Raw genomic sequence first — 16,098 nt, 5'->3', positions numbered from 1 at the left:
GGGGGGGGGGGGGGGGGGGGGGGGGGGGGGGGGGGGGGGGGGGGGGCGGGGGGGGCCCCCCCCCCCCCCCGGGCGCGGGGGGGCGGGGGGCGGGGGGGGGGGGGGGGGGGGGGGCCCCCCCCCCGCCCCTCGTTCACGTCCGCAGAGCTCACTCGGTCGGGGTGCCGGCGCGCACGTCGGCCGCCTCGACCTCCTCGCGGGTGATGCCCAGCAGGTAGAGCACGGTGTCCAGGAACGGCACGTTCACCGCCGTGTGGGCCGCCTCGCGCACCACCGGCTTGGCGTTGAACGCCACCCCGAGACCGGCCGCGTTCAGCATGTCGAGGTCGTTGGCGCCGTCCCCGATCGCCACCGTCTGCTCCAGCGGCACCTTCGCCTGCTCGGCGAAACGGGCCAGCCAGCGGGCCTTGCCGGCCCGGTCCACGATCTCGCCGACCACCCGGCCGGTGAACTTCCCGTCCACCACCTCCAGGGTGTTGGCCGCCGCGAAGTCCAGCCCCAGCAGCTCCACCAGGTGGTCGGTCACCTGGGTGAACCCGCCGGAGACCACCGCCACCTGGAAGCCCAGCCGCTGGAGCGTACGGATCAGGGTGCGCGCACCCGGGGTGAGCCGGACCTCGGCGCGGACCTTGTCGGTCACCGACGCGTCCAGCCCCGCCAGCAGCGCCACCCGGGCGCGCAGCGACTCGGCGAAGTCCAGCTCCCCGCGCATCGCCGCCGCCGTCACCTCGGCGACCTTCTCCTCGCAGCCCGCGTGGGCGGCGAACAGCTCGATCACCTCGTCCTGGATGAGCGTGGAGTCCACGTCCATCACCACCAGGCGCTTCGCCCGGCGCTCCAACCCGGCCGCCACCACCGCGACGTCCACCCGCTGGGCGGCCGCCTCCTGGGCCAGCTCGGCCCGCAACTCCTCGGTGGCCACGCCGGAGACGGCCAGCTCGACCGCCGTCACCGGGTACTTGGCGAGTCGGAAGACACGGTCGATGTTGCCGCCGGCCGCGGTGATCCGGGAGGTCAGCGCGGAGACGGCGGAGGCCGTCAGCGGGTTGCCGAGCACCGTCACGTGCGAACGGCCCTCGCGGCGCGGCCGGTTGTCGCCGATGCCGGAGAGGATCTCGGCCTGGAGCTTCTGCTCGTCCGCCCAGCGGTGCACGGTGGCCCGCAGGCCGCCCTCGGCACCGGGCGCGGAGGGCGGGGTGACCAGGGCGCACAGCGTGATGCGTCCACGGGTGACGACCTGCTCGATGTCGATCACGTCGACGCCGAAGCCGGCCAGGGTGGCGAAGAGGCCGGCGGTGATGCCGGGGCGGTCCTTGCCGAACACCTTGACGAGCAGGGTGCGCTCGTCCGCGGTCCGGGGCTGGGCGGCGGGGAGGGGCTCAGCGGCCAGGGGCGATGCGTTCATGGTGAGTCCCACGCTACCCGTCGGCCGCGGCGCGACGGGCACCCGTCCACCTCCCGGGACACCGGTGCACCCCGGTCCGGTAGCAGCCTGGTCACAGTCACCCGGGGTGACTTTCACCGGCGGACGGAGGGCTGGAATGATTCCCCCCGTCAGTCAGAGGAACAGCGCACCCCCGGCCGGGGGCCACAATTCGGGGGAACCGAGAGAGCGGGGCAGGCGAGCAGTGCCGCAACTCGTCATTGAGATCAACGGACAGCAGCGGACCCTCGAGCCCGGGCGGTCCTACACCATCGGGCGCAACCCGCAGTCGGACTTCACGTTCGACGACGCCAGGGTGTCCTGGCAGCACGGGACCATCAGCTTCAACGGCAGCGGCTGGCTGCTGGACGACCACGGCAGCACCAACGGCACGTACGTGGCCGGCGCCCGCACCCTGCAGGCCCAGCTGTACCCCGGCGCCGTGGTGAACCTGGGCAACCCGGAGAACGGCCCCCGGCTCGCCTTCTCGGCGCCCGTCGCCGCGCCCGCCCCGCAGCCCTCCCCGGTGCACGACGCCGCCACCGCCCGCGGCCCCGTCCCGACGCCGCACCCGGCCGCGCCGCAGCCGGCCTGGCCGGGGCAGGACCCGTACCAGCAGCAGGCCTGGCCGGGCCAGCAGCCGCCGCCGCAGCAGTACGTGCCGCAGCAGCAGTACGCCCCCCAGCCGCAGCACGCGCCGCAGCCCCAGCCGCAGCACGGCGGATTCCCGCAGCAGCAGGGCTTCCAGCCGGCGCCGCAGCACGGCGACGGCGGCGGCCCGCAGCCCACGGTGATCCGCAACCTGACGGCCGGCATGCGCACCGTCAGGATCGGCCGTGCGCTGGACAACGACATTGTGGTGTCCGACCTCCAGGTCTCCCGCCACCACGCCGAGCTGCGCCAGCTGCCGGACGGCCGCTACGAGATCGTCGACCTCGGCAGCCACAACGGCATCTTCCTCAACGGACAGCGGGTCCAGCGCCAGCTGATGGGGCCGCAGGACCGGCTGACCGTCGGCCACTCGAGCTTCGTCCTGGTCGGCGACCAGCTGCAGGAGTTCGTCGACACCGGCGCGGTCTCCTTCTCCGCCCGCCACCTCACCGTCGAGGTCGAGCACAAGGGCGTCAAGAAGATCCTGCTCAACGACGTCAGCTTCGGCGTCCCGGAGAAGTCCCTGGTCGCCGTCATCGGCCCGTCCGGCTCCGGCAAGTCGACCCTGCTGCGCGCCCTCACCGGCTACCGCCCGGCCGACCGCGGCGAGGTGCTGTACGACGGCCGGAACCTCTACAAGCAGTTCGCCGAACTCCGCTCCCGCATCGGTCTGGTGCCGCAGTCGGAGATCCTGCACCGCGAGCTGACCGTCCGCACCGGCCTCAAGTACGCGGCCCGGCTGCGCTTCCCCGGCGACACCGAGGCCAGCGAGCGCGCGGCCCGGATCGACGAGGTGCTCTACGAGCTGCGCCTGGACAAGCGCGCCGACAACAAGATCACCGCACTCTCCGGCGGCCAGCAGAAGCGCGTCTCGGTCGCCCTGGAACTGCTCACCAAGCCCTCGCTGATCTTCCTTGACGAGCCCACCTCGGGCCTCGACCCGGGCATGGACCGCGAGGTCATGCAGATGCTGCGCGGCCTGGCCGACGACGGCCGCACGATCCTGGTCGTCACCCACTCGGTGGCCGAACTGGCCCTGTGCGACCGGCTGCTGGTGATGGCGCCGGGCGGCTCGGTGGCCTACTTCGGCCCGCCGGACGAGGCGCTGCACTTCTTCGGGTACGAGACCTGGGCGGACGTCTTCCAGGCCTTCGAGAACTACCCGGACCACGACTGGGCCGGCCGCTACCGCGGGTCCGTGCACTACCAGCAGTACTCCGCCCCGACCGTCGAGGCGGGCGAGGTGCAGCACGCCCAGGTCTCCCAGGAGGCGATCCGCCCGCCCAAGCCGCAGAGCTGGGGCTCGCAGCTGTGGACCCTGATGCGCCGCTACATGTCGGTGCTCGCCTCGGACCGCGGCTTCCTGGCACTGTCCGTGCTGCTGCCGGCGGTGATCGGCGCGGTCAGCGTGCTCATCCCCAACGAACCGGGGCTCGCACCCAACCCGAAGACCCAGCTCCACCTCAACAACGGGGCCGCGACGATCCTGCTGATCCTGGCGATCGGCGCCTGCTTCTCCGGGGCGGCCAACTCCGTCCGAGAGTTGATCAAGGAGCGGGCGATCTACGAGCGAGAACGGGCCACCGGCCTGTCCCGCTCGGCGTACATGATGTCCAAGATCATCGTGCTGGGCATCTTCTCGGTGATCCAGGGCGCGATCATCTCCGCCGTCGGCTTCCTGCCGCGCAAGCTCCCCGAGCACGGCCTGCTGGTCCAGAACACCCCGATCATCGAGATGACGATCGGCATGATCCTGCTGAGCTTCGCCGCGATGATGTTCGGCCTGATGATCTCCGCGCTCGTCAAGACCGCCGAGAAGACCATGCCGCTGCTGGTCATGTTCGCCATCGTCCAGGTCGTCTTCACCGGCTGCCTCTTCCAGATCTTCGGCAAGCCCGGCCTGGAGCAGGTCGCCTGGCTGATGCCCGCCCGCTGGGGCACCGGCATCGTCTCCACCACGCTCGACCTGTCGCACCTGATGGGCCCCTGGAACAAGGACTTCCAGAACCCCGAGTACGACCCGCTGTGGACGCACTCCGTCGCCCAGTGGTCGATCGACGCCGGCGTGCTGATCGCCATCTCCGTCGTGATCGGCGTGATCGTGACCCGGCTGCAGCGCCGGCACGAGCCGGAGGTCATGCAGAAGGGCTGACGGCCGACCAGGCCACAGGGCGCTCCTCCCACGGCCGGGGGAGCGCCCTGTTGCTGTCCCCCCCCCCCCGTGTCAGTCGCCCGCTCGTGCTTTCGCCAGGGGCTGTGGGTCCGGCGGCCTAGGTCGCCGGACCTGGGGCCGGGGCGGCCGGGGGCGGACGCGGGGGCGCTCCCGGCGGCGGTAGTTTGGCGGTATGCCCAGCTCGACCGGTGACCACCCGGCCCCCGACGGCCCGCCGCCCGCCTGTGCCCCGGCGGACGGAGCCGATGCCGCCTGCGACCCGCTGGCCGGCATCGAGGCCGTCAGCCGGGCCCTGCTCGCGATGAGCCGGCACCTGGAGGTCCGCGAGGTGCTGCGCCGCATCACCGCCTCCGCCCGGGAACTGCTCGACGCCGAGTACGCGGCCCTCGGCGTGCCCGACGACCACGGCGGCTTCGCCCAGTTCGTCGTCGACGGCGTCACCGACGAGCAGTGGCGGGCGATCGGCCCGCTGCCCCGCCAGCACGGCGTGCTCGCCGAGATGCTGCACGAGACCGGTCCCACCCGGCTCGCCGACGTCCGCAAAGCCCCCGCCTTCGAGGGCTGGCCCGCCGCCCACCCCGACATGGACGCCTTCCTCGGCATGCCGATCCTGGACGGCGAGGCCGCCGAGGACGAACCCCAGGTGATGGGCGTCATCTTCCTCGCCAACAAGCGCGGCGGCGGCCTGTTCACCGACCACGACGAGGAACTGCTGCGGATCCTCGCCGCCCACGCCGCCCTCGCGCTCTCCAACGCCCGCCTGTACGAGCGCAGCCGCGAACTCACCCTGGCCGGCGAACGCGCCCGGATCGCCCACGACCTGCACGACGCCGTCTCGCAGAAGCTCTTCTCGCTGCGGCTGACCGCCAACGCCGCCGCCAAGCTCGTCGACCGCGACCCCGGCCGCGCCCGCGCCGAACTCGCCGAGGTCGCCCGGCTCGCCGCCGAGGCCGCCGACGAACTGCGCGCCGTCGTGGTCGAACTGCGCCCCGCCGCCCTGGAGGAGGACGGGCTGAGCGCCACCCTCGCCTCCCAGGTGCAACTCCTCGACCGGGCGCACACCGCCGACGTCGCCTTCGCCGCCGACGGCGCGCGCGCCCTGCCGCCCGCCCAGGAGGCCGCACTGCTGCGGGTCGCCCAGGAGGCGCTGCACAACGCGCTGCGCCACTCCGGTGCCGGCCGGGTCACCGTCACCCTGGCCGGGACGCCCGCGCGCGGCGCGCTGCTGCGGGTGCGCGACGACGGGCGCGGCTTCGACCCGGAATCCGTCCGCCGGGCGGGCCGCCACCTCGGGCTGGCCTCGATGCGCGACCGCGCGGCCGCCGTCGGCGGCACGCTCACCCTGGAGTCCGCCCCCGGCCGGGGGACGCTCGTCGAGATGGAGGTCCCCGGTGCCTGAGAGCACGCCGTCGATCCGCGTCCTGCTGGTGGACGACCACCAGGTGGTCCGCCGCGGGCTGCGCACCTTCCTGGAGGTCCAGGACGACATCGAGGTGGTCGGGGAGGCCGCGGACGGGGCCGAGGGCGTCGAGCGCGCCCGCGCACTCGACCCGGACGTCGTCCTGATGGACCTCAAGATGCCCGGCGTCGACGGCATCGAGGCGCTGCGCACCCTCAAGGAGGAGGGCAGCCGGGCCCGGGTCCTGATCGTCACCAGCTTCACCGAGCACCGCACGGTGGTCCCCGCGCTGCGGGCCGGCGCCGCGGGCTACGTCTACAAGGACGTGGACCCGGAGGCACTGGCCGGAGCGATCCGCTCGGTGCACGCCGGCCACGTGCTGCTCCAGCCCGAACTGGCCGAGGCCCTGCTCTCGGACGACGGCCCGCGCGCCCCGCAGGGCCGCGGCGGTACCCTCACCGAGCGCGAGCGTGAGGTGCTCGGCCACATCGCGGACGGCCGCTCCAACCGGGAGATCGCCCGCAGCCTGCACCTGTCGGAGAAGACGGTGAAGACCCACGTCTCCAACATCCTGATGAAGCTGGACCTCGCCGACCGCACCCAGGCCGCGCTGTGGGCCGTCCGCAACGGCGAGGCCGGCGGCTGACCGCCCGGGGCCCCGGCGGCCGACCGCCCGGAACCCCCGCCTAGCGGTCGTCGCGCTCGTCCACCAACGCGTTGTAGGCGGCCACCTGGGCCCGCCGGGCGGTGCGCCACAGCGGTGCCAGGACGGATCGGCGGGCCGCCATCTCGGAGGCGCTCACGGCCGCGCCGTGGCCCTCCGCGGCGATCGCCAGCAGGGCGGACACCTGCCGGGCCGACTCCAGCACCCGGACCGCCCGCGGCGGGTAGCCGGGCGCGAGCAGTTCGGCGTGGCCCCGGCGGCGGTAGGCGTCGAGGGCGCGCATCGCCTGCGGACCGGCGCCGGCCACGTCGAGCCGGGTGAGCAGGACGGTCGCCTCGCGCAGCCCGTCCGCGAGCTCGCGCTCCGCCTCGTGCAGCGAGGGCACGTCGGCCGGCGGGGCGTCGCCGACCTCACTGCAGCGCCACAGCACGGTGGCCGAGCGGTCCCCCTCCGGGCCGTACACCGTGATCTCCGGCACCAGGCCGAGCGGCACGCCCACCGCGATCACCGCCTCGCCGGCCGCCAGGGCGCGCTCGTTGAAGGCGGCCGGACCGGTCAGTCCCAGCGGGTGCCCGGCCGCGGGCAGCGCCAGGCGCAGGCCTGTGGCCCCGAGCACCCGCAGCCGGCCCAGCGCCCAGGTCAGCCCGTGCTGCTCGCCCGGTGCGTCCCCGGGCAGTCCGGTCACCCGGTGGCTCTCGTCGGAGCCCAGGACGGCCGCGGCGGCGTCGTCGGGCGGCACCAGGCCGCCGAGCAGGGCGCTGCCCCAGGCGGCCAGCCGCCCCGAACGGGGCTCTTCGTACGGATTGTCGGCAGGTGTCGCGAGCATCCGGCCAGCCTACGGAATCGGCGGTCATCCGCGTGGCGTAGGTTTGCCCATGCGTGTGCGGCGCACCCACCCGTGCCCCCCGGCTGCCGGAGTAGGCTCGCCGCCCGCATCGACGGCCGAGATTCTTGTGTATTGGGGAAGGCGTAGGCATGAGCGACGTGCTGGAGCTGGTGGACGTATCCGTGGTCCGGGAGGGGCGCGCGCTGGTCGACCAGGTCTCGTGGTCCATCTCCGAGGGTGAGCGCTGGGTCATCCTGGGCCCCAACGGCGCCGGCAAGACCACCCTGCTGCAGATCGCCTCCTCGTACCTGTTCCCGACCTCGGGCAAGGTCTCGGTGCTGGGCGAGAAGCTGGGCGAGATCGACGTCTTCGAGCTGCGCTCCCGGATCGGCCTGGCCGGCGCCGCCATGTTCGACAAGCTGCCGGCCGAGCAGACCGTCCTGCAGACGGTGCTCACCGCCGCCTACGGCATGACGGTCAGCTGGCAGGAGACCTACGAGCAGTCCGACGAGTCGCGCGCCCTCGCCCTGCTCGACCGGATGGGCATGGCCAGCCTGACCGGCCGCAAGTTCGGCACCCTCTCCGAGGGCGAGCGCAAGCGCACCCTGATCGCCCGCGCCCTGATGACCGACCCCGAGCTGCTGCTGCTCGACGAGCCCGCGGCCGGTCTGGACCTCGGCGGCCGCGAGGACCTGGTCCGCCGGCTCGGCGCGCTCGCCCAGGACGAGTTCGCGCCCGCCATGGCGATGGTCACCCACCACGTCGAGGAGATCGCCCCCGGCTTCACCCACGTCCTGATGATCCGCCAGGGCAAGGTGCTCACCGCCGGACCGATCGACACCGAGCTGACCGCCCGCAACCTCTCCAAGTGCTTCGGCCTGCCGCTCACCCTGGAGCGCCACGGCGACCGCTGGTCGGCCCAGGGCCTGCCGCTGGGCTGAGGCGACGTCCGGTGACGACCTGACCATCCGTCCACCCGTCAGCCGTCAGCCGTCAGCCGCCAGCCGCCAGCCGTCAGCCGTCAGCGCCCGACACAGCCGTCCATCTCGCGCGGGGCGCCGGAACCGGTCGCACGTGCGACCGGTTTCCGCCCCTCGACCTGCGGGAACTGTCCGCCTCGAAGCCCCTTCGCTCCCTAGGATGGACGTGTGGACAGCTGGATCTGGTGGCTCCTGGCCGCCGCAGCGCTCGGCATACCGCTGGTGCTCACCGCGGTGCCCGAGTTCGCCATGTTCGCGATCGGTGCGCTGGCGGCGGCCGGTGTGGCCGCGCTCGGCGGGGGAGCGGTCCTGGAGACCCTGACCTTCATCGCGGTGTCGGCCGGGCTGGTGGTCTTCGTCGGTCCGATCGCACGCCGGCAGCTGCGGAAGAGCGATCAGGTCAAGATGGGCATCGAGGCGCTGCGCGGCGCCACCGCGGTCGTCGCGGAAACCGTCGACGGGGAGGGCGGGCGGATCAAGCTCAACGGCGAGATCTGGTCGGCCCGCGCGCTCAATCCGGACAGCGTGTTCCAGCCGGGTCAGAAGGTCGACGTCGTCGAAATCCAGGGCGCGACCGCCCTGGTCGTCTAGGGGAGAGTCCGTGGAACCCGTCCTTATCGTTTTGGTCGTCCTGGTCGTGGTGGCCTTCATCGCGCTGATCAAGACGATCCAGGTCATCCCGCAGGCCAGCGCCGCGATCGTGGAGCGCTTCGGCCGCTACACCCGGACGCTCAACGCAGGGCTGAACATCGTCGTCCCGTTCATCGACCGCGTCCGCAACCGGATCGACCTGCGCGAGCAGGTCGTGCCGTTCCCGCCGCAGCCGGTGATCACCCAGGACAACCTGGTGGTCAACATCGACACCGTCATCTACTACCAGGTCACCGACCCCCGGGCGGCCACCTACGAGGTCGCCAGCTACATCCAGGCGATCGAGCAGCTGACCGTCACCACGCTGCGCAACATCATCGGCTCGATGGACCTCGAGTCCACCCTGACCTCGCGCGAGGTCATCAACGCCGGCCTGCGCGGCGTCCTGGACGAGGCCACCGGCAAGTGGGGGATCCGCGTCAACCGCGTCGAGCTGAAGGCGATCGAGCCGCCGACCTCCATCCAGGACTCGATGGAGAAGCAGATGCGCGCCGACCGCGACAAGCGCGCCGCGATCCTCACCGCCGAGGGCCAGCGCCAGGCGCAGATCCTCAAGGCGGAGGGCGAGAAGCAGGCCGAGGTGCTCAAGGCCGAGGGTGAGGCCCAGGCCGCGGTGCTGCGCGCCGACGGTGAGGCGGCCGCGATCCGGACCGTCTTCGAGGCCATCCACGACGGCGACGCCGACCAGAAGCTGCTCGCCTACCAGTACCTGCAGACCCTGCCGGAGCTGGCCAAGGGCGACTCCAACAAGCTCTGGATCATTCCCAGCGAGGTCGGCGACGCGCTCAAGGGCCTGGGCGGCGCCTTCAACGGGCTGACCGGCAACGGCGGCGCGAACGGCGGTGGCACGGTCACCGCGCCGAGCGTCCCGCCGGCGGCTCCGGCGGCCACCCAGGTGCCGCTCGACCCGGCGGCCGGGCCGGGGCCGGTGGACGTCGAGAAGGGCGCGGCCCGTCCCCGGGTCGACCCGACGCGGGAGTACCGCAAGATCGACCCGGAGTGAGGTGACCGGGCACATCCGGTCCAGGGCCCGCCGCCCGCTGGTGGCGGGCCCTCGGCGTCCTCCGGGGGCCCTCCGGCGTGCTCCGGCGGGCCCTCGGCGACCGGCGGCCCTCGGCGTGCTCCGGGGGGCGGTGCCGGGGGCCGGGGCGGCCGGGCAGCCGCGCTCCCGCCCGGACCGGTTCGGCGGGGTCGGCAGCCGTGGCGCCCGGCGGTGTGGCGTACGTCCCGAATGCTGGGCGGCCCTGGTCCGGCCGGTAAGGGTCCGGCATGATCGCCTCGGACAGGACCGCGAGGAGAGGTGACCCATGACGCTCTGGGAGGCGATCGCCGTCCTGGTGGCCGGGGTCGGCGCCGGGATGATCAACGTGATCGTCGGCTCCGGCACCCTGATCACCTTCCCGGTCCTGCTCGCGGTCGGCATCCCGCCGGTCACCGCCAACGTCTCCAACTCCTTCGGCCTGGTGCCCGGTTCGCTCAGCGGCGTGATCGGCTACCGCCGCGAGCTGGCCGACCAGGGGCGCCGGCTGCTGCGGATGGGCACCGCCTCGCTGCTCGGCGGGCTGCTCGGCGCCCTGCTGCTGACCAAGCTGCCGACCGGAGCGTTCGACGCGATCGTCCCGGCGCTGATCCTGCTCGCCCTCGTCCTGGTCGTGGTCCAGCCGCGGGTGGCCAAGGCCGTCGCCGCCCGCCGACGCCCCGGCGGCGACCCGGACGGCGGCGCGGTGCTGCTGGCCGGGGTGTTCCTCACCGGCATCTACGGCGGCTACTTCGGCGCCGCCCAGGGCGTCCTGCTGATGGCGCTGATGGGCATGCTGCTCCAGGACGACCTGCAGCGGATCAACGCGGTGAAGAACGCGCTGGCGCTGATCGTCAACGGCGTCGCCGCGCTGTTCTTCCTGTTCACCTCGACCGTCGACTGGACGGCCGCCGGGCTGATCGCGGTCGGCTCGCTGGTCGGCGGGCTGCTCGGTGCCAAGGTCGGCCGCCGGCTTCCGCCCGCCGCGCTGCGCGGGGTCATCGTGGTGGTCGGGCTCGCGGCCGTCGTCAAGCTGCTGGTGAGTTGACGGCGGGTCAGGCGCGCGCCGGTCAGTAGGCTGGCCCGGTTCGCACCTCGACCGACGACCACGACGACCAACGGGAGCGCACCGGTGAGCAGCAGGGCACGGCTGAGCGAGGACGAGATCACGGAGGCCCTGGCGGCCCTTCCGCAGTGGACGCGGGACGGCGACAGCATCGCCCGCAGCGCCGACGCCCCCGACTTCCCGGCGGCGATCCGGGTGGTGGACGCCGTCGCCGAACAGGCCGAGGCGCTCGACCACCACCCCGACATCGACATCCGCTGGCGCACCCTGCGGTTCGTCCTCTCCACCCACAGCGCCGGCGGGCTCACCGGCCTCGACTTCACCCTCGCCGCCCGGATCGACGAGGCCCTGCGCGCCCAGTCGGCGGCCTGAGGCCGGCTCCCGCGCCGCGCGGAGGGCCCGGAAGGGGGACCGACCGGGGCCCGAGCGGGCCGGCCCGGGGCACCAGGCCGGGGCACTCGGGCGGGGCACTCGGGCGGGCGTGAGATGCTGACTGCCGCAATCGGCAGGCCGGCGGGGGCTGGGAGGGACGTAACGGTGGCACAGGAGCCCTTCGGAGACGCCCACGCCCCGCACCAGTGGTACCCGCAGGGCGGGTACCACGAGCCGCCGCAGCCGCCGGCGCCCGGGCAGTGGGAGCAGGCGCCGCAGCACGACGGGCGTCCGTACGACCACCAGTCCTACGACCACCAGTCCTATGGCCAGCAGGCCCACGACGGCCAGTACGGGCAGCCGTACGGGCAGCACGGCGAGCAGGTCGGCGGCGGCTACGGCCCGACCGGGTACGTGGAGGGCGGTTACCTCCAGGGCGGGTACGTCCAGGGCGGGTACGGGCAGGGTGGCCACGCCCAGGGCGGTTACGTCGAGAACGGGTACGGCCAGGGGCAGTACGGCGACCAGGGGCAGTACCACGGTCAGGGGCCGTACCAGCCGTACCAGCAGCCGTACGCGGGCCACGACCAGCCGCCGTACGCCGCCCCGCACCAGGAGCAGGCGCAGCAGCCGGCGGAGGAGCCGCTGTACGTCCCGGCGGACGCCGAGTACTCGGCCGACGGCTACGTGCAGCTGGAGGAGGCCGCGGGGGAGCCCGAGCCGGCCGCGGAGGAGGCACCGGCGGAGCCCGCCGCTTCGCCGCGCGCCGCCCGGCGGGGTGCGGCCGGTGGTGCCGGGGGTTCCCCGGTGGCGGCCGGTTCCGGCGCGCGGTCCGGCTCCGGCGCGTCGTCACTGGTGGTCCGGGCCCGGGCGGCCGCGGACGCCGTGCTGACGGGGGAGCACGTGCCCAGCCGCCGGGCCCTGATGGTGCGGGCCGGCGCCGGACTGGCCGCACTCGCGGTGCTGATAACGGCCGCGCTGACGGTCGGCGCCGAGGGCGGCGGTAGCGCGTCCGCGACGGGCAGCGGCGAGCCCGGCTTCTCGGTGGCGCACGCCAAGGCCTGGTCCGCGCAGCCCGCGGCCGCCCCCCAGGGCGGGGGTGACGACACGCTGGTCGGCAGCTGGCTGCTGGCCGACGCTGTGGTCCGGGCCGACGGCACCGGGGTGCACGCCTACGACCGCACGGCGGGCAAGCCGACCTGGTCGGTCGAGCCACCGGCGGCCGGGGCCGTCCCGTGCGGGCTGTCGGCCGGCGTGAACCCGGCCGGGCTGGGCGCGGCCCTGTTCCGGCTGCAGGCGGACCCGAAGAGCCCCTGCACGCTGGTCGCCGCCGTGGACACCAAGACCGGCAGGACGGCCTGGACCAAGACCCTCTCCGACACCAAGGACGCCTACGCCGCGCAGATCGGTGTCACCGAGGACAAGGTCATCGCGGTCGGCGACGACCGGGCGGTCGCCTGGGACTCGACGGACGGCAAGGACGTCTGGCAGTACACCGGGCAGGGCAAGTTCTGCACCCTGTCCGGCGGCGTCAGCAACAAGACGGTGCTGGTCGCGTCCTCCTGCGCCGACTCCACGCCGGCGGACCAGGCCGTCGCGCTGAACACCGCCGACGGCAAGGTCTCCTGGTGGCGCGGCCTGAACAACCAGCCGAAGACCGTCTCGGTGCTCTCCGCCGAACCGGCCGTCGTGCTCACCACCGGAGCCAGGCCCGAGGACGACCGGGTGTTCGCCTGGGGCGGCACCGGCGATCCGGCCGCCGAGATCCCGGTGGTCACCGACGGCGGCCGACTGGACGTCGCCCACGGTACGTTTTCGGCCACGCCGAACGTCTTCTTCGACGGCCGCACGATGGTCGCCACCCTGACCCCGGCGAACGGCGGCGGACCGGTGTCCGCGGTCGGCTACGACCTGGACACCGGCAAGCAGCGCTGGAAGGCGCAGACCGCCGCCAAGGGCACCGTCCGGGCGGTCGGGATCGACGGCGGTTCCCTGGTGCTGGCCGCCGACGAGCGCCGCGACCAGTCCGCCCGCCTCGGCCGCTTCCCCCTGGCGGGCGGCCAGGAGGCGGTGGGCGGCAACTTCCCGCCCGGCACCGGCTCGCTGCTGGTCTCGGGGCGGGTCGCGATCGGCGGCGGGCAGGTGGTCGTGATCCCCGAGCACGCGACCAACTTCGGCACGGCGGCGGGCTACCAGGCGAAGGGCTGAGCCCCGCTGCGGGAGGGCCCTCCGCCTGACGGGAAGGTCCCTCCGCAGGGACCGGGTACCGGGGCCCGGCTGCGCGGGATCGACCGCCGGCGGTCAGGCCGCCGGGACCGGCTCTCCCGGCACGGCCGGCAGCCAGTCGGCGAGCTCCCGGACCTCCGAGCCGCGCAGCCCCAGCGCGAGCATCAGGGTGGCCTGGGGCGTCGGCACGAACGGCCGCCGCAGCAGCTTCATCCCGGCCTGCTCCGGCGTGCGGTCGGCCTTGCGCTGGTTGTCCTCGGCGCAGGCGGCCACGGTGTTCATCCAGCTGTCCTCGCCCCCGCGCGACCGGGGCTGGAGGTGGTCCACCGTGGTGGCCCGGCGCCCGCAGTACGCGCACAGGTGCTGGTCCCGCGCCAGGACCCCGCGCCGCGACCACGGCGCCTGTTGTCGGAACGGCACCCGTACGTACCGTTGCAGCCTGATCACCCGCGGCACCGGAACGGCTACGCCCGTCCCGCGGATCGAGCGCAGCGGATGCGCCTGCTCCACCACCGCCTTGTCCTGGAGCACCAGGACGACGGCGCGTTGGAGCGACACCGTCGTCAGGGGCTCGTAGCTCGCGTTCAGAACCAGCGTGTTGCGCACCGGGCACACCCTTCCCACGGGCGTGCCACGGCGGCACGACCGTCTCCACACACGTCACTGCCGCCGCGCGGCGGTGAACCCACTCTGAATGGGCCCCCAGCCGACGAACAACGGAATTTCCGGTGTCCCGGAGGCACCCGGGGGGAGCGGGCCGGGCGCCACGCGGGCCGCCTCGGGGGAAACCCGCTAGCCGGGACCGCGTAGGCTCTATCAGGCTGGAGTCGTACCGGCCCGGGGCCCGACCCAATCGGGCCGCCACCGGGCGGGCGCCCGATAGAAGGAGAAGCGTGACCGTGACGGACATCGTCGACGAGCTGCGGTGGCGTGGGCTGATCGCCCTGTCCACCGACGAGGACGCACTGCGCAAGGCGTTCGCGGACGGCCCGGTCACGTTCTATTGCGGCTTCGACCCGACGGCCCCCAGCCTGCACCTCGGCAACCTCGTGCAGATCCTCACCATGCGCCGGATCCAGCAGGCGGGGAATCTCCCGCTCGGCCTGGTCGGCGGCGCCACCGGCCTGATCGGCGACCCGAAGCCGACGGCGGAGCGCGTGCTCAACGACCCGGAGACGGTGGCCGGCTGGGTCGATCGGCTGCGTGGCCAGATCTCGCGCTTCCTCGACTTCGAGGGCCCGTACGCGGCGCGCATGGTCAACAACCTGGACTGGACCTCCGGGATGTCGGCCATCAGCCTGCTGCGCGACGTCGGCAAGTACTTCCGCGTCAACAACATGATCGCCAAGGAGGCCGTCGCCCGGCGGCTGAACTCCGACGCGGGCATCAGCTACACCGAGTTCAGCTACCAGATCCTCCAGGGCATGGACTACCTGGAGCTGAACCGGCGCTACGGCTGCACCCTGCAGACCGGCGGCAGCGACCAGTGGGGCAACCTCACCGCCGGCACGGACCTGATCCGCAAGGCCGACGGCAAGTCCGTGCACGCGCTGGCCACGCCGCTGATCGTCAAGGCCGACGGCACCAAGTTCGGCAAGACCGAGTCCGGCACCGTCTGGCTCGACCCCGAGCTGACCACCCCGTACGCCTTCTACCAGTTCTGGCTGAACGCGGACGACCGGGACGTCTCCAACTTCCTGCGGATCTTCAGCTTCCGCTCGAAGGAGGAGATCGAGGAGCTGGAGCGGGAGACCGCCGAGCGCCCGGCCGCCCGCCTCGCCCAGCGCGCGCTGGCCGAGGAGCTCACCACGCTGGTGCACGGCGCCGAGCAGTACGAGCGCGCGGTCGCCGCGTCCAAGGCGCTGTTCGGCCAGGGCGACCTCGCCGACCTGGAGGCGCCGACCCTGGCCGCCGCCCTGGCCGAGGTCCCGAAGGCCGAGGTGGCGGAACTCCAACCGGTGGTCGACCTGTTGGTCGCCGTCGGGCTGGCGCCGAGCCGCTCGGCCGCCCGCCGGACGATCAAGGAGGGCGGCGCCTACCTCAACAACGCCAAGGTGACGGACGAGGAGGCGGTCCCGACCGAGGCCGACCTGCTGCACGGCCGCTGGCTGGTGCTGCGCCGCGGGAAGCGCAACCTGGCGGCCGCGGAGCTGGTGGCCGCCGGCTGATCGGACCGGCCGCACCGCGGCGGACCGGCCGTCCGCCAGTGATCAACTGGCTGAAAGTGCACCCGCTCTGAGCTGCGGTTTCGAGCCCCGAGGGCCGGATCTGGACAGATCCGGCCCTCGGCGTTTGACGATGTCCTCCGGGTGGCCTAGTGTTGAACGAGTCGCTGGAGCGGCCACCCCTCGTAGCGTCCCCCCTCTCACCTCGATGCCCATTCGGTTGGGTTGGTCGGCGTATTCGTCGACCGGGCGTGAGGGTGAATTTCGAGTGACACTCGGAATGCGCTAACGTAGTGGTCGTCGCAGAAAGCGGCCCCGGCCAGTTCGGGAAATCGGATGAATGAAACTCCGGAAAACGGAGCGGAAAGCATCTGATAAGCTGGAGACATGAAAGAACGAAGCGCCCGGAGGGCCCGCTGGAAGGCGGCCTGAAGGAAGTGTCCGTTCCTTGAGAACTCAACAGCGTGCCAAAAGTCAACGCCAG

The 16,098-nt window shown here is 73.3% G+C and carries 13 protein-coding genes; 10 read left to right on the top strand and 3 right to left on the bottom strand.

Annotated features, from left to right (window positions below):
- Window positions 1-148: 148 nt before the first annotated feature.
- Window positions 149-1,405, bottom strand: coding sequence for a phosphoserine phosphatase SerB (gene serB / locus ACGF07_RS35215; RefSeq protein ID WP_392905689.1), 1,257 nt, complete (start codon window positions 1,403-1,405; stop codon window positions 149-151).
- Between the two features lie 223 nt (window positions 1,406-1,628).
- Between serB and ACGF07_RS35210 the strand changes: the two genes are divergently transcribed.
- From ACGF07_RS35210 to ACGF07_RS35200, 3 genes are all read left to right on the top strand, one after another.
- Window positions 1,629-4,226: an FHA domain-containing protein gene (locus ACGF07_RS35210; RefSeq protein ID WP_392905686.1), complete on the top strand. Its 2,598-nt coding sequence runs from the start codon at window positions 1,629-1,631 to the stop codon at window positions 4,224-4,226.
- 322 nt (window positions 4,227-4,548) lie between these two features.
- Entirely contained in the window at window positions 4,549-5,646 is a 1,098-nt protein-coding gene (locus tag ACGF07_RS35205; protein WP_392905692.1) for a GAF domain-containing sensor histidine kinase, read from the top strand.
- Entirely contained in the window at window positions 5,639-6,292 is a 654-nt protein-coding gene (locus ACGF07_RS35200; protein WP_392905683.1) for a response regulator, read from the top strand. Before ACGF07_RS35205 ends, ACGF07_RS35200 begins: the two co-directional genes overlap by 8 nt.
- 40 nt (window positions 6,293-6,332) lie before the next feature.
- On the opposite strand, the gene ACGF07_RS35195 is transcribed toward ACGF07_RS35200, so the two are convergent.
- A complete protein-coding gene (locus ACGF07_RS35195; protein ID WP_350746738.1) occupies window positions 6,333-7,136 on the bottom strand; it encodes a hypothetical protein in 804 nt (267 codons plus the stop codon).
- A 149-nt stretch (window positions 7,137-7,285) separates the two neighbouring features.
- Between ACGF07_RS35195 and ACGF07_RS35190 the strand changes: the two genes are divergently transcribed.
- From ACGF07_RS35190 to ACGF07_RS35165, 6 genes are all read left to right on the top strand, one after another.
- Window positions 7,286-8,077, top strand: a complete 792-nt coding sequence (locus ACGF07_RS35190; RefSeq protein WP_350746735.1) for an ABC transporter ATP-binding protein — start codon at window positions 7,286-7,288, stop codon at window positions 8,075-8,077.
- Window positions 8,078-8,284: 207 nt separating this feature from the next.
- On the top strand, window positions 8,285-8,707 hold the full coding sequence (locus ACGF07_RS35185; protein WP_392905679.1) for an NfeD family protein: 423 nt from the start codon (window positions 8,285-8,287) through the stop codon (window positions 8,705-8,707).
- Between the two features lie 10 nt (window positions 8,708-8,717).
- Window positions 8,718-9,770 carry an SPFH domain-containing protein gene (locus ACGF07_RS35180; RefSeq protein ID WP_392905676.1) on the top strand — a complete coding sequence of 351 codons (1,053 nt, stop codon included), beginning with the start codon at window positions 8,718-8,720 and terminating at the stop codon, window positions 9,768-9,770.
- Window positions 9,771-10,074: 304 nt separating this feature from the next.
- The gene (locus ACGF07_RS35175; protein ID WP_392905673.1) at window positions 10,075-10,833 is read left to right on the top strand and encodes a sulfite exporter TauE/SafE family protein; all 759 of its coding nucleotides are present in this window, start codon (window positions 10,075-10,077) and stop codon (window positions 10,831-10,833) included.
- 84 nt (window positions 10,834-10,917) lie between these two features.
- Window positions 10,918-11,223: a 4a-hydroxytetrahydrobiopterin dehydratase gene (locus ACGF07_RS35170; protein ID WP_350746723.1), complete on the top strand. Its 306-nt coding sequence runs from the start codon at window positions 10,918-10,920 to the stop codon at window positions 11,221-11,223.
- A gap of 165 nt (window positions 11,224-11,388) precedes the next feature.
- Window positions 11,389-13,431 (top strand): PQQ-binding-like beta-propeller repeat protein, encoded by a 2,043-nt coding sequence (locus ACGF07_RS35165; protein ID WP_392905670.1) that lies wholly within the window; start codon window positions 11,389-11,391, stop codon window positions 13,429-13,431.
- Between the two features lie 93 nt (window positions 13,432-13,524).
- On the opposite strand, the gene ACGF07_RS35160 is transcribed toward ACGF07_RS35165, so the two are convergent.
- Window positions 13,525-14,055, bottom strand: coding sequence for an HNH endonuclease (locus tag ACGF07_RS35160; protein WP_350746719.1), 531 nt, complete (start codon window positions 14,053-14,055; stop codon window positions 13,525-13,527).
- A gap of 293 nt (window positions 14,056-14,348) precedes the next feature.
- Here ACGF07_RS35160 and tyrS point away from each other — a divergent pair, with 293 nt between their 5' ends.
- Window positions 14,349-15,617: a tyrosine--tRNA ligase gene (gene tyrS, locus ACGF07_RS35155; RefSeq protein ID WP_350746744.1), complete on the top strand. Its 1,269-nt coding sequence runs from the start codon at window positions 14,349-14,351 to the stop codon at window positions 15,615-15,617.
- The last annotated feature ends 481 nt before the right edge of the window (window positions 15,618-16,098 follow it).

The organism is Kitasatospora sp. NPDC048194, from assembly GCF_043202455.1.
Classification (GTDB): domain Bacteria; phylum Actinomycetota; class Actinomycetes; order Streptomycetales; family Streptomycetaceae; genus Kitasatospora.
This window is presented reverse-complemented; position numbering and strand designations above follow the sequence as displayed.

Excerpts from the sequence above, each read along its gene's own strand:
- serB (WP_392905689.1), bottom strand. The coding sequence starts at position 1,405 with ATGAACGCATCGCCCCTGGCCGCTGAGCCCCTCCCCGCCGCCCAGCCC.
- ACGF07_RS35195 (WP_350746738.1), bottom strand. The coding sequence starts at position 7,136 with ATGCTCGCGACACCTGCCGACAATCCGTACGAAGAGCCCCGTTCGGGG.
- ACGF07_RS35205 (WP_392905692.1), top strand. The coding sequence starts at position 4,549 with ATGAGCCGGCACCTGGAGGTCCGCGAGGTGCTGCGCCGCATCACCGCC.
- ACGF07_RS35190 (WP_350746735.1), top strand. The coding sequence starts at position 7,286 with ATGAGCGACGTGCTGGAGCTGGTGGACGTATCCGTGGTCCGGGAGGGG.
- ACGF07_RS35175 (WP_392905673.1), top strand. The coding sequence starts at position 10,075 with ATGACGCTCTGGGAGGCGATCGCCGTCCTGGTGGCCGGGGTCGGCGCC.